At 65.0% G+C, this 22,904-nt stretch carries 23 protein-coding genes; 16 read left to right on the top strand and 7 right to left on the bottom strand.

Features of this window, described 5'->3' with window-relative positions; all coding sequences use genetic code 11:
- The first annotated feature begins 390 nt into the window (after positions 1–390).
- Positions 391–1,149 carry a DUF5131 family protein gene (locus BM075_RS05050; protein WP_093359569.1) on the top strand — a complete coding sequence of 253 codons (759 nt, stop codon included), beginning with the start codon at positions 391–393 and terminating at the stop codon, positions 1,147–1,149.
- A gap of 27 nt (positions 1,150–1,176) precedes the next feature.
- Complete coding sequence (locus tag BM075_RS05045; RefSeq protein WP_177208255.1) at positions 1,177–2,088, top strand: three-Cys-motif partner protein TcmP; 912 nt, start codon at positions 1,177–1,179, stop codon at positions 2,086–2,088.
- Positions 2,089–2,108: 20 nt separating this feature from the next.
- Here BM075_RS05045 and BM075_RS05040 read toward each other — a convergent pair whose 3' ends face one another.
- The 7 genes from BM075_RS05040 to BM075_RS05010 form a co-directional block, all read right to left on the bottom strand.
- A complete protein-coding gene (locus BM075_RS05040; protein ID WP_218152814.1) occupies positions 2,109–2,690 on the bottom strand; it encodes a hypothetical protein in 582 nt (193 codons plus the stop codon).
- Positions 2,687–3,838 carry a restriction endonuclease subunit S domain-containing protein gene (locus BM075_RS05035; RefSeq protein WP_093359566.1) on the bottom strand — a complete coding sequence of 384 codons (1,152 nt, stop codon included), beginning with the start codon at positions 3,836–3,838 and terminating at the stop codon, positions 2,687–2,689. The genes BM075_RS05040 and BM075_RS05035 overlap by 4 nt, the downstream gene beginning before the upstream one ends.
- A complete protein-coding gene (locus tag BM075_RS05030; RefSeq protein WP_218152813.1) occupies positions 3,838–5,403 on the bottom strand; it encodes a class I SAM-dependent DNA methyltransferase in 1,566 nt (521 codons plus the stop codon). The genes BM075_RS05035 and BM075_RS05030 overlap by 1 nt, the downstream gene beginning before the upstream one ends.
- A gap of 17 nt (positions 5,404–5,420) precedes the next feature.
- The gene (gene hsdR / locus BM075_RS05025) at positions 5,421–7,799 is read right to left on the bottom strand and encodes an EcoAI/FtnUII family type I restriction enzme subunit R (RefSeq protein ID WP_177208254.1); all 2,379 of its coding nucleotides are present in this window, start codon (positions 7,797–7,799) and stop codon (positions 5,421–5,423) included.
- Between the two features lie 157 nt (positions 7,800–7,956).
- Entirely contained in the window at positions 7,957–8,352 is a 396-nt protein-coding gene (locus BM075_RS05020) for a hypothetical protein (RefSeq protein ID WP_093359564.1), read from the bottom strand.
- On the bottom strand, positions 8,349–9,674 hold the full coding sequence (locus BM075_RS05015; RefSeq protein WP_093359563.1) for a recombinase family protein: 1,326 nt from the start codon (positions 9,672–9,674) through the stop codon (positions 8,349–8,351). Before BM075_RS05015 ends, BM075_RS05020 begins: the two co-directional genes overlap by 4 nt.
- Positions 9,671–10,126, bottom strand: coding sequence for a DUF2924 domain-containing protein (locus BM075_RS05010; protein ID WP_093359562.1), 456 nt, complete (start codon positions 10,124–10,126; stop codon positions 9,671–9,673). The genes BM075_RS05015 and BM075_RS05010 overlap by 4 nt, the downstream gene beginning before the upstream one ends.
- Positions 10,127–10,514: 388 nt before the next feature.
- Between BM075_RS05010 and BM075_RS05000 the strand changes: the two genes are divergently transcribed.
- The 14 genes from BM075_RS05000 (at position 10,515) to BM075_RS04935 (ending at position 22,677) form a co-directional block, all read left to right on the top strand.
- On the top strand, positions 10,515–12,605 hold the full coding sequence (locus BM075_RS05000) for a hypothetical protein (RefSeq protein ID WP_093359560.1): 2,091 nt from the start codon (positions 10,515–10,517) through the stop codon (positions 12,603–12,605).
- A 124-nt stretch (positions 12,606–12,729) separates the two neighbouring features.
- The gene (locus BM075_RS04995; protein WP_093359559.1) at positions 12,730–12,975 is read left to right on the top strand and encodes a hypothetical protein; all 246 of its coding nucleotides are present in this window, start codon (positions 12,730–12,732) and stop codon (positions 12,973–12,975) included.
- A gap of 99 nt (positions 12,976–13,074) precedes the next feature.
- Positions 13,075–13,797, top strand: a complete 723-nt coding sequence (locus BM075_RS04990; RefSeq protein WP_093359558.1) for an RNA polymerase sigma factor — start codon at positions 13,075–13,077, stop codon at positions 13,795–13,797.
- An 83-nt stretch (positions 13,798–13,880) separates the two neighbouring features.
- Positions 13,881–14,075 (top strand): hypothetical protein, encoded by a 195-nt coding sequence (locus BM075_RS04985; protein WP_018303655.1) that lies wholly within the window; start codon positions 13,881–13,883, stop codon positions 14,073–14,075.
- A gap of 38 nt (positions 14,076–14,113) precedes the next feature.
- Complete coding sequence (locus BM075_RS04980) at positions 14,114–14,410, top strand: hypothetical protein (protein ID WP_093359557.1); 297 nt, start codon at positions 14,114–14,116, stop codon at positions 14,408–14,410.
- Positions 14,410–15,285, top strand: coding sequence for an ATP-binding protein (locus BM075_RS04975; RefSeq protein ID WP_093359556.1), 876 nt, complete (start codon positions 14,410–14,412; stop codon positions 15,283–15,285). Before BM075_RS04980 ends, BM075_RS04975 begins: the two co-directional genes overlap by 1 nt.
- Positions 15,286–15,386: 101 nt before the next feature.
- On the top strand, positions 15,387–16,010 hold the full coding sequence (locus BM075_RS04970; RefSeq protein ID WP_093359555.1) for a hypothetical protein: 624 nt from the start codon (positions 15,387–15,389) through the stop codon (positions 16,008–16,010).
- Positions 16,011–16,024: 14 nt separating this feature from the next.
- Positions 16,025–17,728 carry a DEAD/DEAH box helicase gene (locus tag BM075_RS04965; RefSeq protein WP_093359554.1) on the top strand — a complete coding sequence of 568 codons (1,704 nt, stop codon included), beginning with the start codon at positions 16,025–16,027 and terminating at the stop codon, positions 17,726–17,728.
- A 3-nt stretch (positions 17,729–17,731) separates the two neighbouring features.
- Entirely contained in the window at positions 17,732–18,142 is a 411-nt protein-coding gene (locus BM075_RS24745; protein ID WP_245758746.1) for a DUF6511 domain-containing protein, read from the top strand.
- Positions 18,142–18,909, top strand: coding sequence for a PD-(D/E)XK nuclease family protein (locus BM075_RS04955; RefSeq protein WP_093359553.1), 768 nt, complete (start codon positions 18,142–18,144; stop codon positions 18,907–18,909). Before BM075_RS24745 ends, BM075_RS04955 begins: the two co-directional genes overlap by 1 nt.
- The gene (locus BM075_RS04950) at positions 18,906–21,227 is read left to right on the top strand and encodes an AAA family ATPase (RefSeq protein ID WP_245758745.1); all 2,322 of its coding nucleotides are present in this window, start codon (positions 18,906–18,908) and stop codon (positions 21,225–21,227) included. Before BM075_RS04955 ends, BM075_RS04950 begins: the two co-directional genes overlap by 4 nt.
- 340 nt (positions 21,228–21,567) lie before the next feature.
- The gene (locus BM075_RS04945) at positions 21,568–22,107 is read left to right on the top strand and encodes a hypothetical protein (RefSeq protein ID WP_218152812.1); all 540 of its coding nucleotides are present in this window, start codon (positions 21,568–21,570) and stop codon (positions 22,105–22,107) included.
- Entirely contained in the window at positions 22,104–22,304 is a 201-nt protein-coding gene (locus BM075_RS04940; protein ID WP_093359551.1) for a hypothetical protein, read from the top strand. The genes BM075_RS04945 and BM075_RS04940 overlap by 4 nt, the downstream gene beginning before the upstream one ends.
- Positions 22,297–22,677, top strand: coding sequence for a DUF6362 family protein (locus BM075_RS04935; protein WP_018303644.1), 381 nt, complete (start codon positions 22,297–22,299; stop codon positions 22,675–22,677). The genes BM075_RS04940 and BM075_RS04935 overlap by 8 nt, the downstream gene beginning before the upstream one ends.
- Positions 22,678–22,904: the final 227 nt, after the last annotated feature.

The raw sequence follows: 22,904 nt of genomic DNA, 5'->3' as shown, positions 1-22,904 counted from the left end.
CCTCCGCCACTTGCCCTCGCGAAAGCGTTCTCCCGATCCGGCTGCAGCCGGATTTTTCCGTTGTTTTCGGGGGTTATGCGGGTTGGGCTGTTAACCGGCCTACGCCCCGAAGGGCGCACACGCGTTCTCTCCGGGCCGATATTCTCCGGACCTGTTAACCGCCGCGCTTTCGGTGAACAGCTTTAAGTCATTGCTTTCAAGTGATCTTTCGAAGTCCGTGATGCACGCAATTTGGAAAATCCAGCTGGATGGCGGATGGAACAGAGATCGAACGCCGCCCGTTGCGCGCTGGTTCGGCTGCGGCTGGGACCAATCTCACCCCAGCCGCTGTTCGTGCTTTGTGCTGAGTCAACCGCGTGTTACCGTTGTGAAAAAGTGTGAGGCGAGCAGTTGGCCCAGAAGTCAGACATCGAATGGACGGACGCGACGTGGAACCCGGTGACGGGCTGCACCAAGGTCGGTCCCGGTTGTGACAACTGCTACGCCGAGCGGTTCGCAGAGCGCTGGCGTGGAATCCCTGGACACCCCTACGAGCAGGGCTTTGTCCTGACACTCTGGCCGTCGAGGCTGAAGCAGCCCGTGCTCTGGAAAAAGCCGCGGATGATCTTCGTGAACTCGATGAGCGACCTCTTCCACAAGGACATCGACCGTACATTCATCGACGCGGTGTTCGACGCCATGGAGCTGGCGGACTGGCACGTCTACCAGGTGCTGACCAAGCGCAGCTCGCTCATGCGCAACTACGTTCGGAAGCGGTATGATGGAGGGCCGGTCCCTCGGCACATCTGGCTCGGCGTTTCTGTCGAGGACGCCGCGCACGCGAGCCGGATCGAGCACCTGAAGCAGATCAATTCCGACGCGCGCTTCATCTCGTTCGAGCCGCTGCTCGGACCGGTCGGGGATGTCGATCTGCAGGGCGTCGCTTGGGCCATCGTCGGGGGGGAGAGCGGGCCCCGGGCTCGGCCCATGGACGAAAGCTGGGCCCGCCAGATGCGGGACATCTGCGAACGTGACGACGTCGCTTTCTTCTTCAAACAATGGGGTGGCGCCCGTCCGAAGTCGGGGGGGCGTCTGCTCGATGGTGAGGAATGGAACGGCTTTCCGTGGCAAATCGTCCCGAAGCCGATCCTCGATCAGATTTCAGCGTGAACCATTTCGCACGGAGTACCGCCATCATTGAAGAAATCGCATATTGAAAATACCGTTGGCCCATGGGCTCGGCAAAAGCTCGATGGCCTCGAGGCATATCTTCACGCTTACACCATTGCGCTGAAGAAACAGTCCTTCGAACTGGTCTACGTCGACGCATTCGCCGGCGCGGGACGGTCAAGAATCCGCGACGCCTGGGCCGGTGCTGATGACGAAGACCTTCAGCTTCTTGATGACGAGTTCGTTCGGTCCGAGGAGCAGTTCATCGAAGGCTCCCCGCACCGAGCCCTCGCTCTCGAACACCCTTTCACCCAATATCATTTCTTTGACGCAGATGCAGGGCGCGCGGCCCTTCTCGAGGGCTTGAGGGCAGAGTACCCGGCTCGAAAGATCAGCGTTCAGGTTGGCGACGCGAACGAATTGATCCAGAAGCTGGTCCCGCGGATTGCGGGGCGGAACATGAGGGGTGTTGCTTTCCTCGATCCTTATGGCCCCCACCTGGACTGGCGAACCGTCGCAGCTCTGGGATCAACCAAGAAGTTTGAGGTGATCATAAACTTCCCGCTTGGAATGGCCATCAACAGATTGATCACGCGCTCGGGTGACATTCCCGAAACTTGGCGCGCGGGGCTAAACGGCTGCTTCGGCGGTGCGGACTGGGAGAGCCTCGTCTACGCAGAGCGCACCGACCTCTTCGGGGATACGACCCGCCACAAGGTTGACGATGCAGCCAAGCGGCTTCTTGACCACTACGTCGGCCGCCTGAAGACCTTGTTCGGCCACGCCGCCACACCGAGTGTCGTCAGGAACACGCGAGGTGTCCCAATCTACTACATGCTGTGGGCGGGGCCCCATCCCCTCGGGCACAAGATCGCCGACTACATCTTGGCGAAGGGTGATCGGATCACGCCACCAAAAACTCGGTCCGTTCGACGATGACCAGCTGGTGGCCCCGATTGCTAGCCGAGCCGGAACGCAGGCCTTGAAAGCATCCGAACGGCGAGACCGATCGAAAAGATCGCGTCATGGCGCAGCAGGTCGTCCGCCGATCTGCTCTCATCGATGCTACGACGATCAAGATTGCTGCCGTCATCGACATGCCGGAAGTGCGACAACGGGTTTCGCAGCGCCATCATGCGGCGGAGGTCGGTGACGTCTTCATCAGAGACTACCTCGCGCTCTCGGCAGCGGCGGAGGGTGTCGGCGAACTGGATGCGATCCGGAATGTCATCAACCAGAAGCCCGGCGTGAAGATATGCCGCCAGCAGATGCTCCACGAGCCCCTGACACAGCAGGATCGTCGCCACATAATTGCCGTGCACGAACGACGAACGCGCTTCGACCCAAGCGTGATAGGCCGCATGGCCGCCGAAAATCATCGTCCCGGATCGACCCATCTGGCCGCCCAGATCTGTCAGCATCCGGAAACGGCCGACCTTCCCTGGCAGGTCGTCATGAAGGTCGGCCAGCAGATGACGGACGAAGTCCAGATCCGAAAGGTCCGATAGCAGATCGGGCTGATCGTCCCGGCTCACAGTCACGCGGCCTTCGCCCCACCGTCGAAGATCTCGTGCAGCATGGCCGGAATCAGGGCCTCCACATCCTGCGCGGTGTTGGCGCGGATGGTGCGGGCTTCGTGCGCCTTCGTCTGAAGGCGGTCGAACCAGTGCTGTCGACCGATTGGTGGGACCGGCACTTGCAAGCTTTCGAGCTTCTTCAATCCCAGCGTCCGGTTCCGTCCCGCTCCGCCAGGAGATGCTTCACCCAGCTTCTGCAATCCCTCGGGCGTCGAGAAATAGAAGCGTAGGAACTCGACGGTTGCGGTTTCCGGCGCGGGAACGCAGGTCAGGAAACGATGTGAGCCGACCCGGCCATCGTCTTCTGGCTGAGCGACGGCGACAGCGCCTTCCCAGGCAAAGACGATGTTGAACACGAGGTCGCCCGTGCAGATGCGGAACAGCTTCTTGTTGCCGACCTCAACGCCGGGCAGTTCGGGTTTGTGGAACGTGCCCCGACCGAATGACCGGACGCCGAGTTCCGGATAGGCAGCGTCGAGATCGATCTCGACCGGTCTTCGCACCAGCGGCGCGACCTCGGCCATGGGGCGCAGGGGGGCGCCGTCGATGGCGCGCTGGAAGGCTTTCAGCAGCAACGCCTGCGTCTCGCGCTCGGCCGCCTCGATGGCGTTGCGGCGGTCGTCCACCAGCGCCGCGACCCGGTCGAGCTTTTCGACGATACGGCGCTGTTCGTCGAGAGAAGGCAGAGGCACCGTCATCTTCAGGAATTTCGCTTCTTTCATGCGAACGCGGTTTGTCGAACCCTCGCTCGCTCGGCGACATAGATCGATGAACTCGGGCGTGCGTGAATACCACTCGAAGAAATGTGGCAGCACCGTCGAAGCGTCGATGTTGAAGCAGGGGAAATCATTGCTGACCAGTGCACCGTCCAGGTCCTCTGGAACGATCCCGAACGCTCCATGACGCGCGTCGATCCTCGAGATCAGGAACTGACCTGCCTTGGCGCAGTACTGTCGGGCGGCAGCAATCGCGCTCCCCGGAACTTCGCCACGCAGCGTGAGACCCTTTCCCCAAAGACGTGCGGTGATCTGCTTGTAATTTTCATCCGGCTTTACCGGGACCCAGTCCTCTGCCTTGGTCAGAAACCTGTCGATGGTTATCGTCCGCGACATCACACCCGCTCCGCCAGCACGGCCTTGATCTCGTCCATGATCCCGATGATCCGCTGTTCCTGTGCGATGATCGCGTCCACGATCTCGAGCGGCGCGCGATGATCGGCGACCTCGCCGGAATGCGGGTTCTTGATGTCCAGGTTACAGGCGACAACGCGATCCTGCTCGTCGCGCTGGATCAGATCACCGGCGGAGACCTTCCACGCGCGCTCGTTCGGCTCGCGCTTCTTCCACCAGGCAAGGCAGTCCGCAAATTCCTCATAGGCCATGGGCGCGGTCTTCGAGTACTTCTTGCGGCCCTCCGGCAGCGGCATCTCGTAGTACCAGATGTCCCTCGTTGGTCCGGTCGTGTCGAAGAAGATCAGGTTTGCCGGGATGTCCGTGTAGGGCGCGAACACCCCTTCGCGCAGCCGGACCACTGTGTGCAGGTTGAACTTCTCGAGCAGGTCCGCCTTGATCCGCGCCGAGATGCCATCGCCGAACAGCGTGCCGTGCGGAACGACGACGGCGGCCCGCCCGCGCCCGGCGCGTTTCAGCCTCCGCATGATCAGTTGCAGGAACAGCAGCGCCGTTTCGGCCGTGCGCCGGTCCTCGGGGAAGTTGTTGAGGATGCCTGCCTCCTCCTCGCCGCCGAATGGCGGATTGGTCAGGATGACATTGACCCGCTGATCCTCGCCGATCTCGGCGAGGCGGAAGCGAAGGGCATTGCCCGGGTCGATGCGCGGGGCATGCAGGCCGTGCAGCAGGAGGTTGAGCTGGGACAGCAGGAACGGCAGCGACTTGGCCTCGCCGCCGAAGAAGCTGTCTTCCTGGAGGATGCGTCGCTTCTCGACCGTATCGGCCTGGCGCTCAAGATGCAGGAATGCCTCGGTCAGAAATCCCCCGGTGCCGCATGCCGGGTCGAGGATGGTCTCGCCCAGCTTGGGATCGGTCACCTCGACCATGAACCGCACGACCGGCCGGGGCGTGTAGAACTCGCCCGAGTCCCCTGCAGCGTCGCGCATTTCGCGCAGCAGCGTCTCGTACAGGCGGCCGAGTGTGTGAACTTCTTCCGAAGAATCGAAATGGATGCCGTCGATCAGGTTGACCACGTCGCGCAGCAGGTAGCCGCTCTCCATCCGGTTGGCGAAGCCCTGGAAGACGGTTGCAATCACGTCGCGCCGCTCGCGCCGCCCATTGTCGCCGCGCAAGCCTCGGAGATAGGTGAAGAGCCCCGGGCCGCGTGTGCCGTCCGGGCGCTCGGTCATTTCGGAAACGAGGAACGACAGGAGGTCGGGACCGGTGATGCCATCGGCATCCGCCGCCCAATCGCGCCAGCGATAAGGGGCCTCGATGATCGAGCGATAATCCTTGCCAGCAAGTTCTGCGCGTCCCTCCTCGATTCGCTCCATGTCGTCGAGGAACTTCAGGAACATGATCCAGGTGAGCATCGGCAACCGATCAAGGTCGCCGTTCAGCCCCTTGTCCTTCCGCATGATCTTGCGGGCGGACTTGATGATGCTGTCGAGACGCTGGGCAGTGGTCAGTTGCTTCGGCGCAGCCTTCTTTCGGGCGGTTGTAGCCAAGTTAGAGCTCCTTCAATTCAAGCGGTGTAGAGCAGACGCTGCAGCTCGGTGACGGCGCTGCGCAGCTCCTTGCCCCCGCCGAAGCGGGCGGCGATTTCTATGACGTTGCCCCACTCGTTGAACGGGGGCACTTCAAGGATGTCGGGCAGCTTGAACTGGGCACTGCCATGTTCGGCATACTTTTCAAGCACGGCATCCAGAACTTCGCGGGCATCCGGCCCGAAGCGGTCCAGAAACTCGTCCTGCTCCCTCACCAGACGGTCAGCGCGCTCGCGCCGGGTGCGCAGCGGCGCGTTATAGGCGAGATGGCAAAGGAGATCGAACGGGTCGGCCTCCGGCTTTCCGACTGCATCAGCCAGGGAATCGAGGTCGATGCCCTTTTCCTCGAGCCGCTCGACGATTTCCGCCCGGCGTTCGGGATCGAGCCAGTCCGTGCGCAGTTCCGACGCATTGGGGTAGAGTGTGCGGACCTTGTCGCCAGTGTAATCGGTGAGCTGGCGGCAGGCGAGTTGCCGGCCGTCAGAATCGAGTTCGTACACGAGGTGCCGGACGATCGCGACCTCGCCGCCGTCGACATAGAACTTGCGGGGCCCGTTCTCGCCCTCGTCCCCCAGCTCGACCGGTCCATCCGGGATATCGGGCCCTTCAGGAAAATCGTCCGGATCCGGCGCCACTTCTTCGATCTCGCGCTCTTCCACGATGTCGCCGTCCGCATTGATCACCGCTTCGTCCTCGCGGACGGGCTCGCCGTCAAAGGCGGGATCGGCGAACATGCGCGTCGCGGTTCCGGTGTAGTCGATGATGTTGAAGGCGAGCTTGCCGTAGTCGGGCCGGAGACGGGTGCCCCGTCCGATGATCTGCTTGAACTCCGGCATGGAGCCGACGACCCGCGCGAGCACCACGTTCTTGCAGGTCGGGGCGTCCACGCCGGTCGTGAGAAGCTGCGATGTGGTGAGGATGACCGGCGTCTGGGTCTCGACATCCTGAAACTTCGCCCTGTGCGCGCTTCCCACATCGCCTTCGTCGGACGTCACACGGCAAACGTAGTCGGGATGGTCCTTCACGAGATCGGTGTTCAGGGCGGCGAGCGCCTGCCGCATTTCGAGCGCGTGTTCCTGGTCGACGCAGAAGACGATGGTCTTCGCGAAGCGGTCGGTCTCGGCCATGAAGCCCGCGAGATGTTTCGCAATGGCCTGAGTTCGAGCCCGCAGCGCCACGACCCGCTCGAAGTCCCGCGTCGAGTATTCGGCGTCGGGGATCTCGCGACCATAGCGATCAAGTTCACCCCGCGTTGGTCGCCAGCCTGCAGCGTCGTAGTCCGATATGACGCGATGGACGCGATACGGGGCCAGGAAGCCGTCAGCGATGCCCTGCGCCAGGCTGTATTCATAAAGCGGATCGCCGAAATAGTTGTAGGTGTCGACGTTATCCTCTCGCCGCGGCGTCGCTGTCATCCCGATCTGGGTCGCAGGCTCGAACCACTCGAGGATTTCTCGCCAGTTGCTGTCGTCGCGCGCACTGCCACGATGGCATTCGTCAATTATGATGAGATCGAAGAAGTCGCGCGCATACTCTCGATAGAGGCCGGGACGGTTCTCGTCACGCGCGATGGACTGGTAGATCGCGAAATACATGTCGCGGCTCTTGACCGCCACGCCGCCAGCTATCCTGTGACGGGCGTCGCCAAACGGGCTGAAGTCTTTTGCCATCGGATCGTCGACCAGGACGTTGCGATCAGCGAGAAACAGGATCTTCGGGTTTCGGTTGACCCCTTTGGAATTCCAGCGTGCTGACCATAGCTTCCAGCAGATCTGGAAGGCGACGGCAGTCTTGCCCGCTCCGGTGCACAGTGTGAGAAGGGCCCGCTTCCTGCCCTGAAGGGCCACTTGGACCGCGCGGTTCACCGCGATTTCCTGATAGTAGCGAAGGGGTTTGGCTCGGTCTGGAAAGGTGGGCGTCAGCAGCCGTTCGGCCACTTGGTCGTCGACAATGCCCTCGGCGCGGCGGAGCCGAGCCCAAAGGTCATCAGGCGCCGGGAAATCCGAAATCGTTCGCTCGATGCCGGTCGTGTAGTCGAACTCGACAATCTCGATCCCGTTGGTCGAATACGCGAACCGAAGTCCAAGGATTTCTGCATATTCCTTGGCTTGTTGGAGGCCCTCCGCGGCGTGCCGGTAGCGGGATTTGGCCTCAACGACGGCGATCGGGAAATCCGGATTATATCGGAGAAGATAGTCTGAGCGCTTCTGCTTGCCACGGCGAGCTTTGCCGCCGACAAATACAACTCGGCCGTCAGTAAAAGTTCTCTGCTCGTTTATCGCGTGCGGACGATCATCCCAGCCTGCTTCCTGCAGCTTCGGGACGACGAACTTTCTGCAGGTATCGGCTTCGTTCATGCGCAATCTACTTCGCCCGGTTTCGACATGCCATCGCGCAGCAAACGGCTTGTCAAAGAACTCGGCTCAGATCAACGCGCAATTCTCTGGTTTGGCAGCTCTTTCGCCTGACAACGGCTCGGAGAAGCTACAGCGTGGCCGACTGATGCCGCAAGCCTTATTCCGTCCCTGGCAGCAAGGACCCGCGCTGCTTCGACCATTCATCGGGGATCTGCACTCGCAGCGACTGAAGCGTCAGGCCCGGGGGATGCCGTGCGTCGAGTATCGCCTCGACGAGATCGGGCGCAAGCTGCGTCAGCCGAAGCACACGCGTTAGGTAGGAGACAGCGATGCCCTCCTGTGCGGCGAGGTCGGCTACCGTGGCAAAGTCACCGTTGTCGAGCATCCTCTTCCAGCGGAACGCGCGCGCAAGCGCCTTGATGAGCGTATCGTCCGGCCTCCCGCGCGCTTGTGTACCTGATGGCCGCTGCATCTCTTTCCGCCCGCCGCGCTTCACGATGCGGAATGGCACGTGGATTGTAACCGTCTCGGGGACCGCCGTCGCGCGGGTCATGCCGCTGCTCCGATGCTGCCAGACAGCATCTCGCGCGCGAGCCCTCCGAGGCCGTCCATCCGGAGCCGGAAGTTGAGCCCGTTCGTGCCGATATCGACGCGCTCGACCAGCAGCGTGACTATGCGCGCCTGCTCGGCGGGGAAGAGTTCGTCCCACAGCGGGTCGAGCTGCTGCAAGGCCGCGCGTGCGTCGGCCTCGGAGATTTCTTCGGCGTAGGCACGCGCCGCCTTCCACGTCCCCGCCACGATCTCTGGCTGGCGGAACACGGCGCGGAGCTGGTCGATGACAGCGCCCTCGATCTCGCCCGCAGGCACGCGGCCGACCGGACACGAACCAGCACCATGCTTCAGCACGGTCTGACTGACATAGTAGCGGTAGAGACGATCCCCCTTCCGAGTATGCGTCGGTGAGAACGCGGCGCCATCGGGCCCGAACAGCAGCCCCTTCAGCAGCGCGGGCGTGTCGGCGCGGGTGCGGGCCGCGCGCTTGCGCGGGCTCTCCTGCAGGATGGCGTGGACGCGGTCCCAAATCTCGGGATCGATGATGGCGTCGTGCTCGCCGGGATAGCTGTCGCCCTTGTGGACCGCCTCGCCGATGTAGGCGCGGTTGCTGAGCATGCGGTAGATGTACTTCTTGTCGATCCGGTTGCCGCGCGGCGTCCGGAGGCCGCGCGTGCCGACTTCCCGCGCCAGTTCCGTGCAGGACCCGATCTCGAGAAAGCGGTCGAAGACCCAGCGAACGTGCTCAGCGTGCTCTTCGTCGACCACCAGCTTCCGGTTCTCGACGCGGTAACCGTATGGTGGCACCCCGCCCATCCACATACCCTTCTTCCGGCTGGCGGCGACCTTGTCGCGGATGCGTTCGGCCGTCACCTCGCGCTCGAACTGGGCGAAGCTGAGCAGGATGTTCAGCGTCAGCCGCCCCATGGAGGTGGTGGTGTTGAACGACTGCGTGACCGAGACGAACGTCACGCCGTTCCGGTCGAACACCTCGACCAGCTTGGCGAAATCCGCCAGCGAGCGGCTGAGGCGGTCGATCTTGTAGACCACCACAACATCGACCAGCCCGTCCTCGATATCCTCCAGCAGCCGCTTCAAGCCGGGCCGCTCCAGCGTGCCGCCCGAGATGCCGCCGTCGTCATACTGATCGCGGACCAGCACCCAGCCCTCCGACCGCTGGCTGGCGATGTAAGCCTCGCAGGCCTCGCGCTGGGCGTGGAGCGAGTTGAACTCCTGCTCCAGTCCTTCCTCGGAGGATTTCCGGGTGTAGACGGCACACCGCAGCTTGCGGACGACCTTCGATTTATCCGGCGGCTTCGTCATGTCCGCCCCCTGTGGTTCTTCAGCCCGAAGAAGGTCCACCCGTTCCAACGCGTGCCGGTGATCGCGCGGGCGATCGCGGACAGCGACTTGTACGGCCGCCCCTGCCATTCGAAGCCGTCGGCAGTTACGGTGACTATCTGCTCGACGCCCTGCCACTCGCGGAGCAGCCGCGTGCCGGTGATCGGGCGGTCGCGATCTGCGCGGATGCCGCGCTTGGATCGGTCGCCGCCGCCCAGTTCCTCGCCGAGCCGTTCCAGACGCCGTGTCGTTTCGGGCTTCAGCCCGCCATAGGCGAGTTCCTGGATTCGGTATGCCAGGCGGGACTCGAGGTAGCGGCGGTTGAACGGTGGCGGCTCGCTGTCGAACAGGTCGCGCCACTGTTGCTTCAGGTCGGGCGTCGGCGTGGTCTTGAGCGCGGCCAGGCGCGCGGGGATGGGATCGGGCTTGTTCATGCATTTCTCCGGCAAGTTGGAGTTGCATGACGGCATTGGTCGGGCGGATAGTGTAGGCAACTTTCTCCAGTATCGTCAGATACTTCGCCCGTCTTCCGCATCTGCAACCGAACCAGCCCGAGCGCCAGCAGGCCGCACAGCTCTGTGCGGCGCTCTGCGGGCGTCATCTGGTCGGGTGGGAGTGGGTTCGGGCGTTTCATGTCTCGGTGGCCGTGATCGGTGGTGCTGCTACCGATCAAAAGCCACCTGGCGGCTGCCGACGGGACAGCCCCATGTCGGAGCAGGAGAAAATCTATTGATGGGCGAGTGCCCCTGCGGGATGCTGCGCTTATAGTTGCCTTGGCGTCTTTAGCGAGAGGAAGTGATGCCCCCGTCATCGAAACGTAGCTTGCGGTCCCTTCAGACAGTAATTGAGAACGCATCACCCGAATCTCTTCGGGGTTTCTTTTTTCAGGACGATGAGAATTTCGTTGCGATTGCCTCTGAGATCGCTGAACCCTTCAAGCCCCTCGAAGAAGAAGACAACGAAGAGAACCGAAATGCGGTGATCGCAGCGATCAACGACATGAAACCGGAGGTGACGCTTCCTGTCGAAATCGAGGCGCAACGCGTATTGCTTCTGACGAACGGAAAAGGCCCGTCCGCTCTCAAGGTGATTGCCGAAGAGGAACTCTCCAACGAGGAGTACGAAGCTGCGTTTGCTCAGCTTGGCGAGTTGGCCGTCGCACTACACGTTCACGCTCATCATCGTCGTGCATTCGATGACGCCGTGAGTTTCCGCAATGCCCGTCTGTGGCGAGATGGAAAGCTGTATAGCGCATTCGATGTCGATCTCGAGCACCCAAAGCCGGTGGACGCAAACGCTATACCCAAGGAGAAGCTCCTCGCTGCTGTGCGGTTGCGCCTCAAGCTTTCCGTAGATTGTGGAATGAGCGTCGTCGACCTCCCGGCGACGGAAGCGTACAAGCCATCGGTTCTGGTGATTATCCGGATTCCAAAAGACATCACCGGCATTCCCGAACATCTCGACAATGGAGGCAGACGCCTTCGCTTTCTTCGGCCGCAAAAGGAAGTTCTGCTGATCTACACTCCTGTGGAACAACGGATCGAGATTTGCGCTGATACAGCCCCAGAGCGCGCGTTGGTTTCCGAGTGTTTTGCGACCGAGGTCCTGGGGCACGATGTTTCGACGAAGCCGCTGACGTGGGTGAACTACGATCTTTCGCAGTTCTTCAGGACGCTCACGCTTGACCCACCTGCGGTGCCCGGATTCCTCGTGGACAAGACCGCGCTCGTCGAAATCGAGGTGCGCCTCGCCAGATGGAAACAAAGGCTTCGTCTTTCTGTCCCGTTTGGCGACGAGATCGAGAAGACAGCGCAAAGCTACCTGGCGCCCGCCCGCGTACTGCAGCGCGCGTCGGGGATCTCCCGGGCCGTCATCGCGGTGCGCTACCGGCGCCAGGAATCCGACCCTCCGTCCCTCCTGGAGATTACGATCTCCGACCGTAACCGCTGCAGCCTGCTCAGCGATCCCGATCCCGAGCTTCGCAGGCTGGGGCGGACGCTGCTAACCGAGTGGAAGATCCAGCACCCCTTCCGAGACCTGAGCTCCGGCGAGCTTGGCGACTTCCTCCCCTTGCTGCTGGAGCTGCATGACCGAGGGGAAGAAACAGTCCCGGCAACCTTCTTCTCGGAAAGGAAAACCGACCCAGATCGCCTCGTCGAGGCCAAGCTGATCGTGCAAAAGGACGTCGATGACAGCGTGATCGACGACTTCGACGACGAAGACATACCACCAGCGAAGGACCGGATGCTCTATGCCATCAGCACGGAATGGCTCGAGCAGCGGATCATCGAGGCACTGCAGAGCGTGCTGTCAATTCAGGGCAAGCAGGAGATCACGACGAGGCTCTTCTTCATCGGCAGCATGTCCATCGATGGAAAGGATGTTCCCTGCTACCTCGCGCGCGGATTGGGCGAACAGAAGTGGTTCGTGGATGCCGAGGTCCAGTTGCGCATGCGCTCCGGAGCAGGCCCTGGCATCGTGTTCTGCGGGAAAGATCCCGGCTGGAAATGCATCGCCGCGAACCTCATCATGACTCTTCCCCGGGCCACCGATGGCTCAGCAGGATTTGCCAGACTCGACAAGGGCTACGTCGAGACCTTCTTCCGATCGAACCTCGGACTTGCCCTCGGCGGCACCGCCCTGACCCTCGTAGAAAACGCGGACGGAGAGTCTGGAACACTTCACGTGCCCGGAAAACCGGAGCTGCCTTTGTTCAGCGAACAGCAGGTCCACTGTTTCCGACAGCTGGTGGACGCGAAGAAGAAGGGGCTGCCCGGGGTGAAGACCCGCGATCTCATCGCCGGGTCGAAGTCCTCCGGCATCCAGCAGATGCTCGGAAAAAAGCGGTGGCCGGTCTTCCAAGGCTATATCGAGGATCTCGGTCAGTCTTGGTGGGGGTTGAAGACAAGCTAATCTCTCCTCGGCCCATCCCGAACGTCCAACCGCGCCGTCGATGAACCGTCGATGATTGGGGGGTTAGACGGTCGATGATTCTGTCGGCCACTGGAGGTGCTCACTCAGTCAGAGGAGCACTCCGATGCCGACTCCCTTCCCCCCGCGCCAGGCAGCCTCGACGAGCTGGTCCGGCGCAGCGAAGACCAAGCCCACCACCTCCAACGCGGAATGGCGCTGCACGCGCTGTGACAAGCTGCTCGGCATCTGCCGGGACGGCCGCATGCACCTGCGCTTCGCGCGGGGGCACGAGTATCTCGTGGGCTTCCCGGTGCAGGCCACCTGCCGCGGCTGCGGCTCACTGAACAACGCGACCTCACCCGCGCGCTGACGCGCGCACCCACCCAACCCTCTGAAATCGCAGAGACGCGCGACGTCCTGACCTGGCCACGAGAAGGCGCCGGACGCCTGGCCGCAAGGCAGGCGTCCGATGTCCTTCGCGTGGCACGAGATCCGTGATCACCTCATGCAGTCTTCCTCCAACCTTCACTTCCAGCGCAGTTTCGACGCCGTCAGGCGTGCGCAGGCCGCCCTCGCACCGTTCCGGGATCCGGCGGCCCTGCTGGACGGGCTGCACCGCACGACCGGCGATCCGGCCCGGAAGAACCAGGTACTCTCTGCGCTCGTCAGCGCGGCCCAGGGCGACGGGACCGCGTCCGACTGCGCCCTGACACTGCTGTTGCTGGCGCTCTGGCCCGGCCTCGACGCCATCCGCCGCCGGTCGATCTGGCGCAGGCTCGGCACCGCCGACGAGGTCGCGTCCGACGTTCTGGCGCGCACCACCGAGGCGGTCCGCGGCCTCGACCTCAGCCGCGTCAACTGGATCGCGGCCACGGTGCTGCGCAACGTCGAGCGCGACATGATCCGCGTGCGCCAGCGCGACCAGGCGCGCGAACATCTCGCCAGCGGCGCCGACCCCGACGAGGTGGCGGACAGCGGCGAAAGCGGCATCGGCGCAACCGGGTACGCACGGTTGAACGGCGCCGTGCGGAAACTGCTCGGCGATGATGCCCTGCTGGTGATCCGCGTGGCGATCGAGGGCTTCTCGCAGGCCGAGGTCGCTGTCGAACTGGGTCTGACCGAGGCCGCCGCCCGCAAGCGGTACCAGCGCGCCATGCGCCGGCTGACCGCCGCCCTCGAGGAAATCCCCTGACCCGATGTCCCGATCCGGTCCCGCCGGTGGCTTTTCCATTCGAGCGCCCCGAGCGCCTTCCCTCCAACCGAAAGCAGACACGCATGAACCGCACTGCCGATCTGTCGCTCGAGGATTTCAGGCGTCTTCCGGGGCTCTATCGCCGCTGGGAGCTGACCGAGGTCTGCGAGCCCAACCGCAACTATCAGATCGAGGACGCCGGCGCCCATGCCGACGGGACGCCGCTCTTGGCGATCTACGTCGCCGAGCCCGCGCCCGACGTCCGCGAGGCCGCGTGATGCGCCTCCTCGATCACCTCATCTCACGGAGAACCGCCATGCCGGACCAGCCGGACGACATCACCCGTCTTCGCGCGGCGAGCTACGCCCTCGAAGACCTCCCCGAGACAATCGCCTTCCCGCAGCGCCCCGGCGACGAGCCACGAGAGCCGCTGCCGGTCGTGGAGGCGAGCGTCGACGAGATCGCCTTCGCGATCGTGGAGGCGGAGCGGGAGAGCTCGGCCGCCTATCGTCGCGCCGCAGCACTTCAGCGGCTCTACAGGCTCGCCCGCGAGGCCGGGAGCATCGGCGCCGACCGCGCCGCGCCCGCGGTGCTGAAGAAGGAGGCCCAGTGATGGCCCTTCCCATCATCGGCGCCGATGAGCGGCTCGCGCAGCGCAAGGGCATCAAGGGCGTCATCTTCGGCCGGTCCGGCATCGGCAAGACCAGCCTGCTCTGGACGCTGAACGCCTCGACCACGCTCTTCCTCGATCTCGAGGCCGGGGATCTCGCGGTCGAGGGCCTGGAGATCGATACGCTCCGGCCGCGCACCTGGAAGGAATGCCGCGACTTCGCGGTGTTCATCGGCGGGCCGAACCCGGCGCTGCGCGAGGACCAGCCCTACAGCCAGGCGCATTTCGACGAGGTCTGCGGGCGCTACGGCGATCCGGCGGTGATCGGAAAATACGAGACCGTCTTCATCGACTCGATCACCGTGGCCGGGCGCCTCTGCTTCCAGTGGTGCCGGGGCCAGCCCGAGGCGTTTTCCGAGAAGACCGGCAAGCCCGACATCCGCGGCGCCTACGGGCTGCATGGCCGCGAGATGATCGGCTGGCTGACCCACCTGCAGCACACGCGCGGCAAGCATGTCTGGTTCGTGGGCATCCTCGACGAGCGGCTCGACGACTTCAACCGCAAGGTCTTCCAGCCGCAGATCGACGGCAGCAAGACCGGACTCGAGCTGCCGGGCATCGTCGATCAGGTCATCACCATGGCCGACATCCCGGACCCCGGCGGCCAGCCACAGCGCGCCTTCGTCTGCCAGACGCTGAACCCCTGGGGCTATCCGGCCAAGGACCGCTCCGGCCGCCTTGACATGGTCGAGGCCCCGCATCTCGGCCGGCTGATGGAGAAGATCCAGCGCCCCGCGCCGCCAGCCTCCGAACGCCTGACCTGGCCGCCGGTGACCCCGGCCGATCCAGCGCCCGCTGAGGAGCCCGGACATGGCTGAGCGCCTCTCGCCACGCCCGGTGTCCCGATCCGGTCGCCGGGGTGGCTTTCCCCTTCTGACGCCGCTGCGCGTCCCATCCTCCAACTGAAAGGAGCCGCGCAATGTCCGGACCCTGGAACGACTTCAACTCCGCGCAATCGAACACCAACGTCATCCCGAAGGGCACGCTCGCCAAGGTGCGGCTGACCCTGCGCCCGGGCGGCTTCGACGACCCCTCGCAGGGCTGGACCGGCGGCTGGGCGCGTCGCGCCGCCTCGGGCGCCGTCTATCTCGACGCCGAATACACGGTGCTCGAGGGGCCCTATGCCCGGCGCAAGGTCTGGTCGCTGATCGGCCTCTACAGCCCCAAGGGTCCGGACTGGGCGAACATGGGGCGCGGCCTGATCCGCGGCATCCTGAACTCGGCGCGCGGCGTGTCGGACAAGGACAACTCGCCCGAGGCACAGGCGCGCCGCCGCATCAACGGCTTCGGCGATCTCGACGGCGTCGAGTTCGTCGCCCGCATCGACATCGGCACCGACACCAACGGCGAGGACAAGAACGAGATCCGCGCTGCTGTCACCCCCGATCACCGTGACTATGCCGCGCTGATGGGCACGGTCGCGCCGCAGGTCTCCGCCGCCCCGGCGCAGGGCCACGCCCCGCAGCAGCCCACCACGGCCACCCAGCCCAGCCAGACCGCGTCCGCCTCCGGCACCGCCGGTCGGCCGAGCTGGGCGCAGTAAGGGGGAGACCGGCCATGCGCCTGCGCCCCCGCCAGAAAACCTTCGTCGAGCGCAGCGTGGCTGCGCTCGCCTCCCGCGGCAATACGCTGGGTGTGGCGCCCACCGGTGCGGGCAAGACCATCATGCTCTCGGCGGTCACCGGCGAGATGATCGGCGCCATCTCAAAGAATTCGGGGGCCAAGGCCTGCGTGCTGGCGCACCGCGACGAACTGACCGCGCAGAACCGCGCCAAATTCCAGCGCGTGGTGCCGGGCGTCGCCACCTCGGTCATCGACGCCACGGAGAAGTCCTGGGGCGGCCAGGTCGCCTTCGCCATGGTGCCGACGCTGGCACGGGCCTCGAACCTCGCGGACATGCCGCGCCTCGACCTGCTGGTCGTGGACGAGGCGCACCATGCCGTCGCCGACAGCTACCGCCGCATCATCGACCGCGTGCGCGAGGCCAATCCTGACGCCCGGATCTTCGGGGTCACGGCGACGCCGAACCGTGGCGACAAGAAGGGGTTGCGCGAGGTCTTCGACAATGTCGCCGATCAGGTGCGGCTGGGCGAGCTGATCGCCTCGGGGCACCTGGTGCCGCCGCGCACCTTCGTCATCGACGTCGGTGTCCAGGACGAGTTGCGATCCGTCCGCAAGACCATGTCGGATTTCGACATGGCGGAAGTGGCCGGCATCATGGACCGCGCGCCCGTCACCGACGAGGTGATCCGCCACTGGAAGGAAAAGGCGGGGGACCGGCAGACCGTGGTGTTCTGCTCCACTGTCGCCCACGCCGAACACGTCACCGATGCGTTTCGGGCGGCGGGCGTGTCCGCCGCGCTGATCCATGGCGATCTGGCGGCCGAGAGCCGCAAGGCGATCCTTGCCGACTACGCGGCGGGCAGCATCCGCGTCGTGGTCAACGTGGCCGTGCTGACCGAGGGCTGGGACCACCCGCCCACCTCCTGCGTCGTGCTGCTGCGGCCCAGCTCGTACAAGTCAACCATGATCCAGATGGTCGGGCGCGGCCTGCGCACCGTCGATCCCGAGGAACATCCCGGCATCGTCAAGACCGACTGCATCGTGCTGGATTTCGGCACCTCGAGCCTGATCCACGGCACGCTGGAACAGGACGTCGATCTCGACGGCAAGACCGAAACCGGCGAGGCGCCGACGAAGACGTGTCCTTCTTGCGAGGCGGAAATCCCGCTGGCCGCCACCGAATGCCCGCTCTGCGGCGAGGCATTCCCGCGGGACGACGAAGAGGCCGGTGAAGGTGGCGGTGCCGCGCCGCTCTCGGGCTTCATGATGACCGAAATCGACCTCCTGAAGCGGTCGAGCTTCGCATGGGTCGACCTCTTCGGCACCGACGACGCGCTGATGGCCGCGGGCTTCACCGCCTGGGGCGGCATCTTCTGGCTGGACGGTGTCTGGTACGCCATCGGCGGGGCGAAGGGCGAACGCCCGCATCTGCTCGGCGTCGGCGAGCGCACGGTCTGCCTCGCGCAGGCCGACGACTGGCTGAACACGCACGAGACCGACGAGAGCGCCTTCAAGACCCGGTCCTGGCTGCGTCAGCCGCCGACCGAGAAGCAGCTGCAGTACCTGCCGCCCGAGTGCCGCCATGACTTCGGCCTGACGCGCTATCGCGCCTCGGCGCTGATGACCTTCGGCTTCAACAAGCGCGCCATCCGGCAGCTGATCGACACGGCCGCCCGGCCCGAACGGAGGGCGGCATGACCCATGTCCACATCCACCCCCATCACGGCCGAGGACCGGCAGCGGCTCTGGCATCCGCGTGGAACGCTCTGTGCTGTCTGCCGGCAACCCACCCGTGGTTTTGGCTGGTTCGATCCGCACCGGTCGAAGCGGCCCCGGCCCTCGGTCTGGTTCTGCTCGATGCCCTGCCAGTACTTCTGGACGCGCTTGGCGCGGGAGCGTTTCGCCATGGTTGACCTGACCGAGGAAGAGCGCGCCGCGATCACCGCCACCATGAAGCGCGTGGCGCTGCTGATGGACGAGATTGGCTGGGCCACACCGCTTGCCGACCTGACCGAGGCGCAGGTGCGCGCGCTGATCGAGGAAGCCGTCGAGGGCTTCCGCGAGGCCATGTCCGACATCGCCCGGGCGCAGACGCCGGAGGTGCCGTTCTGATGCTGGACTACAATCACCGCCCCAGTTTCGCGGAGCATGTCAACGCCGCCGTCGATCGGGCGCTCATCGCCGATCAGGCCACGCGGCCGCCCCGCGACTATCTCGGCGGCTCGCGCCTCGGCCATGCCTGCGAGCGCGCCCTGCAGTTCGAGTTTACGGCGACGCCGAAGGACGAGGGCCAGGACTTCAGCGGCCAGTCCCTGCGCATCTTCGCCATTGGCCACGCGCTCGAGGATCTGGCGGTCGCCTGGCTGCGCGGCGCGGGGTTCGATCTCTACACCCGGAAGGGCAACCGGCCCGACGGCGGCCAGTTCGGCTTCTCGGTCGCGGGCGGGCGCATCCGCGGTCATGTCGACGGCATCGTCGCGGCCAGGCCCGAAGGCTTCGGTCTGGCCGTTCCCGCGCTCTGGGAATGCAAGACGATGAACGCGAAGAACTGGCGCGCCTGCGTCAAGGACGGCGTGACCAAGTCGAAGCCGGTCTACGCCGCCCAGATCGCGCTCTACCAGGCCTACATGGAAGCGACGGTCCCCGGCATCTCGTCCGCGCCCGCGCTCTTCACCGCGATCAACAAGGACACGGCGGAGCTTCACCATGAGCTGGTGCCCTTCGACGCCGACCTCGCGCAGCGCATGTCCGACCGGGGCGTGCGGATCCTGCAGGCGACCGATGCGGGCGAGCTTCTGCCGCGCGTCGCCACCACGCCAGACTTCTTCGAATGCCGCTTCTGCCCCTGGTCCGAGCGCTGCTGGAGGCTTCCCGCATGAGCGACGACGGCGTCCTGCACTTCAACCCGTGGATGGACTTCAACGACGGGCCACCGTCCGAGAACCCCTTCGGGTGCGACCCCGACCCCGAGCAGATCGCCGTGTTCCTCGACACCGTGTTCAGCTGGTGCGAGGGGCTGATCCCGCTGCGCGGCTTCGTCGACAAGGGTCAGGGCCGGGATGGCAAGCCGCACAACATCTGGATCCCGGCCGACGACACCGCAACCGAGAAGCTCGCGACCTTCGCCGCGTGGGCGAACCGTGAGGGCGCCGCCGTCTATGTCATCCCCGGCACGGTCGAGGAGCAGGGTCAGGCCCGCGCCGCCGATGTGCTGCAGATGCAGGCCATCGTGGTCGATCTCGACGCAGGCGATATCCCGGCCAAGCTCGACCATGTCACCCGCCACCTCGGCGCGCCCACGCTCATCATCGAAAGCGGCGGGCGCACGCCCGAGGGTGCGGCGAAGCTCCATGTCTGGTGGAAACTGACCGAACCGGCCGAGGGCGACGAACTGGCCACCCTCTGCCGCCTGCGCGGCGAGATCGCCGTGAAGGTCGGCGGCGACACGCATTTCCGATCGGCACACCAGCCGATCCGGGTGCCTGGCACCGTCTATCACAAGCATGGCCATCAACGCCTCGTGCAGATCCGCGAACAGCGCGACGTCGAGGTGGACCTTGTGGATTTCGCCGAACGGGTCGCCGAGATGCCGCCGCTGCCGGGCGTGGGTTTCGCCAGCGACCTCTCCGCCCCGCCGATCAAGCCCGGAATCGACGCCGTGCTCACCACGCCGGTGCGCGAAGGCGCGGTGGACGACTGGTCCCGCTTCCAGGGGGCCAGCGCCGCCATCGGCCATTACGTGCGCCTCGTCCACGAGGGCCGCCTCGATCCCTTCGCGGGCTGGGAGGCGATCTGCGGCTACAACGCCGCCATGCTGCGGCCGTCCTGGCCGCTCGATCGGCTGATGGTCGAGTCCGAACGGCTCTGGGAACTGCATGTGAAGCGCAACGGCCCGCCGCTCCTTCGCGCAGCCCAAGCTGATGTCCCGACAACCCCGCTGCCGACCTTCACCCTCGGCGCGCTGCTCGACGACACCAGTCCGATGCCGGAGGACATCATCGGCCCCCGCGTGCTGACGCCTGGCGGGCTCCTGGTTCTGGGCGGCGCGCCGAAGGTCGGAAAGAGCGACTTCCTGATCTCCTGGCTCGTGCACATGGCGGCGGGCGTGCCGTTCCTCGGCTTCACGCCGCCCCGGCCGCTGCGCGTGTTCTATCTGCAGGCCGAGATCCAGTATCACTACCTGCGCGAGCGCATGCAGCAGATCGCGCTGCCCACCGCCGTCATTGCCGCCGCGCGCGACACCTTCATTGCCACGCCGAAGCTGAAGCTGCTGCTCGATGCCGAGGGCGTCGCTTGCGTGGCGGAGGCGATCCGGGCCGCATTCGCCGACGCGCCGCCCGACATCATCGTCATCGACCCGATCCGCAACCTCTTCGACGGCGGACCCGAGGGGGGCGGCGAGAACGACAACACCGCCATGATGTTCTTCCTGAAGGACCGGGTGGAGCTCTTGCGCGAGGCGGTCAATCCGGACGCGGGCGTCCTCCTCGCCCACCACACCCGCAAGGTCACCAAGCACCAGGTCAAGGACGATCCCTTCCTCGCCCTCTCCGGCGCAAGCGCGCTGCGCGGCTTCTACACCTCCGGGCTGCTCATGCACCGGCCCGACGAGGACAGCAGCGTTCGCAAACTGGAGATCGAACTGCGGAACGGTCCCGCGCTGCCCGGCAAGCTGATCGACAAGGTGAAGGGCGAGTGGGTCGAACTGAACCCGATGAACGAGCGCTTGGTGCGCAAGGAGGTCGGCGCCAAGCTCGACGCCGAGCGGCTGCGCAAGCACGATGTCATCCTCGGCATGCTGCTGGATGAGGCGGCGAGCGAGCGCCTCTACACCGCCATGCAGTTCGCCGAGACCTTCGAGAACCGGGGCGGTCTGGGCAGCAAGCACACGATCCGCGAGCGCCTCAGCGTGCTGGCGACCAAGGGCTTCGTGAAGTTCCTGCGCGACCCCTCGGGGTTCGGCTTCCCCGTCACCCGGTCGCGGTTCGGCTATCTCTGCGTCGAGGGCATGCAGTTCGGCGCACCCGCCGAGGAGGTCGATCCGGCCACCGGCGAGGTCACCACGGAGGTCCGCCAGGTCCTGCCGAGCCACTTCAAATGCCCGCAATCCGGGCTCTGCCTGCAGGTCGAAAACCCCGCTGTCTGGGTCTACCCGGAGGGGCTGGAGGACGACCTCACTCATATGAGTGAGGCCTGACTCATATGACAGCGCCAACTGTGCACTCAACGAAATCAACGGGTTACGGGGAAATAAGAGTTAGGTCCCTAACTCATGCCCGAAGACTTCATGAAGTCTTATTCCGCAATGATTTCAGCCACTTGAACGCCTCGGAACAGTTAGGTGTCAAACCCCCATACTACGTATGGGAGGGCCACCCCACAGGGTTGGCCACTCCTCCCATACGTCCGGGCCAGCCGCGCGCGCCGCCGTGACGCTCCCTTGTGCTTCCCGATCCGACGACGGCGGCCCCGTACCGCCAAGCACCAGACCGCCGTCGTCTTCCACCACCACAGGCCCCCGGCAAAGGAGACCCATCATGGCTCAGCCGACTCTGATCCCGACTTGCGACGGCGCAAGGTTTGAATCGCTGCCGCACGACACGCCCCGCAACCGCTGCACCCTCGCGCTCGACCTCGGCACCTCGACCGGCTGGGCGATCCGCGGCCATGACGGTCTGATCACCAGCGGCACCGTCTCGCTGCGCCCAGGCCGCTTCGACGGCGGCGGCATGCGCTACCTGCGCTTCACCAACTGGCTGACCGAGATCGACCGGCTGTCCGGGCCCGTCGCCGCCATCTGGTTCGAGGAAGTCCGCCGCCACGCGGGCACCGACGCGAGCCACATCTACGGCGGGCTCATGGCTACGCTGACCGCATGGGCGGAACTGCGCGGCGTGCCCTACGAGGGCGTTCCGGTCGGCACGATCAAGCGTCACGCCTCGGGCAAGGGCAACGCCGACAAGGCCGCCATGGTCGCCGCCGTCCGCGCTCGCGGCTTTAGCCCCGCTGACGACAACGAGGCCGACGCCATCGCCATCCTGCTCTGGGCGATCGAGACGAAGGGAGGTGTCGCATGAGATGGCACCCCCATGGCTACGGCGGCCAACGCCGGGATCCCGAGCAGGTCAAGCGCGAGGGCTGGCAGGAACAGGGCGTCCTCGCGGTCTCCGCCGATGACGACCGCCTCACCTGGCCCGAGCGTGAACTGGTCCGCCAGCTGGGTGAGAAGCTCTACGGCCCGCGTCCGTCCGACAGGGAGGCGCGCCATGGCTGATCGCGAATGGACCGCCGACTGCGTCGCCGATCATTTCGAGGAAGCGTTCCGCACCCTCCGCAAGCTGCCGCCCGTCAAGGCGCAGGGCTACTTTAACACCTGGCCCGACATCGTGCGGACCAGCCGCGAGATCGCGGCGATGGAGCCGCAGCCGATGCGGGTCTGGCCCTCGGCCGCCGCGATCACCCGGCTCGAGCAGACCTTCGACTGGGTGCTCTGGATCGAGGAGGCGGAGCGCAAGCTGGTCTGGTCGCGCGCGGCTCGGGTGCCGTGGAAGCAGATCAGCGGCGAACTCGGTTGCGACCGCACCACCGCGTGGCGTCGCTGGCAGCTGGCGCTGACCAAGATCGCTGCGCGCCTGAATGCGCAGTGACTCCAATGTGTTGCAACACTTTTCCCTTCGACATCTGCAACAGATCCATGCTATTCCGAAGGCAAGATGGGGAGGGTGCGCTGGAAAGCTCGCTCTCCCCTTTGCGTTGACGGGAGCCTTCTGGACCCCGGTATCCAGCGAGGGTCCGGCCGGAGTCCAGCCCACGGCAGTTTCCGGTTCCTTCCTGGCGATATTCGTATGCTGGCGGGCGAAGCGCGGAACATCGC

The organism is Tropicimonas isoalkanivorans (genome assembly GCF_900112335.1).
GTDB lineage: Bacteria > Pseudomonadota > Alphaproteobacteria > Rhodobacterales > Rhodobacteraceae > Tropicimonas > Tropicimonas isoalkanivorans.
This window is presented reverse-complemented; position numbering and strand designations above follow the sequence as displayed.

What these genes read in the sequence shown, in the direction of transcription:
- BM075_RS05035 (WP_093359566.1), bottom strand. Translation starts at nt 3,838, where the DNA reads ATGTCGCGGACGATAACCATCGACAGGTTTCTGACCAAGGCAGAGGAC.
- hsdR (WP_177208254.1), bottom strand. Translation starts at nt 7,799, where the DNA reads ATGAACGAAGCCGATACCTGCAGAAAGTTCGTCGTCCCGAAGCTGCAG.
- BM075_RS05020 (WP_093359564.1), bottom strand. Translation starts at nt 8,352, where the DNA reads ATGACCCGCGCGACGGCGGTCCCCGAGACGGTTACAATCCACGTGCCA.
- BM075_RS05015 (WP_093359563.1), bottom strand. Translation starts at nt 9,674, where the DNA reads ATGACGAAGCCGCCGGATAAATCGAAGGTCGTCCGCAAGCTGCGGTGT.
- BM075_RS05010 (WP_093359562.1), bottom strand. Translation starts at nt 10,126, where the DNA reads ATGAACAAGCCCGATCCCATCCCCGCGCGCCTGGCCGCGCTCAAGACC.
- BM075_RS04995 (WP_093359559.1), top strand. Translation starts at nt 12,730, where the DNA reads ATGCCGACTCCCTTCCCCCCGCGCCAGGCAGCCTCGACGAGCTGGTCC.
- BM075_RS04990 (WP_093359558.1), top strand. Translation starts at nt 13,075, where the DNA reads ATGTCCTTCGCGTGGCACGAGATCCGTGATCACCTCATGCAGTCTTCC.
- BM075_RS04985 (WP_018303655.1), top strand. Translation starts at nt 13,881, where the DNA reads ATGAACCGCACTGCCGATCTGTCGCTCGAGGATTTCAGGCGTCTTCCG.
- BM075_RS04980 (WP_093359557.1), top strand. Translation starts at nt 14,114, where the DNA reads ATGCCGGACCAGCCGGACGACATCACCCGTCTTCGCGCGGCGAGCTAC.
- BM075_RS04975 (WP_093359556.1), top strand. Translation starts at nt 14,410, where the DNA reads ATGGCCCTTCCCATCATCGGCGCCGATGAGCGGCTCGCGCAGCGCAAG.
- BM075_RS04970 (WP_093359555.1), top strand. Translation starts at nt 15,387, where the DNA reads ATGTCCGGACCCTGGAACGACTTCAACTCCGCGCAATCGAACACCAAC.
- BM075_RS04965 (WP_093359554.1), top strand. Translation starts at nt 16,025, where the DNA reads ATGCGCCTGCGCCCCCGCCAGAAAACCTTCGTCGAGCGCAGCGTGGCT.
- BM075_RS24745 (WP_245758746.1), top strand. Translation starts at nt 17,732, where the DNA reads ATGTCCACATCCACCCCCATCACGGCCGAGGACCGGCAGCGGCTCTGG.
- BM075_RS04955 (WP_093359553.1), top strand. Translation starts at nt 18,142, where the DNA reads ATGCTGGACTACAATCACCGCCCCAGTTTCGCGGAGCATGTCAACGCC.
- BM075_RS04950 (WP_245758745.1), top strand. Translation starts at nt 18,906, where the DNA reads ATGAGCGACGACGGCGTCCTGCACTTCAACCCGTGGATGGACTTCAAC.
- BM075_RS04945 (WP_218152812.1), top strand. Translation starts at nt 21,568, where the DNA reads ATGGCTCAGCCGACTCTGATCCCGACTTGCGACGGCGCAAGGTTTGAA.
- BM075_RS04940 (WP_093359551.1), top strand. Translation starts at nt 22,104, where the DNA reads ATGAGATGGCACCCCCATGGCTACGGCGGCCAACGCCGGGATCCCGAG.
- BM075_RS04935 (WP_018303644.1), top strand. Translation starts at nt 22,297, where the DNA reads ATGGCTGATCGCGAATGGACCGCCGACTGCGTCGCCGATCATTTCGAG.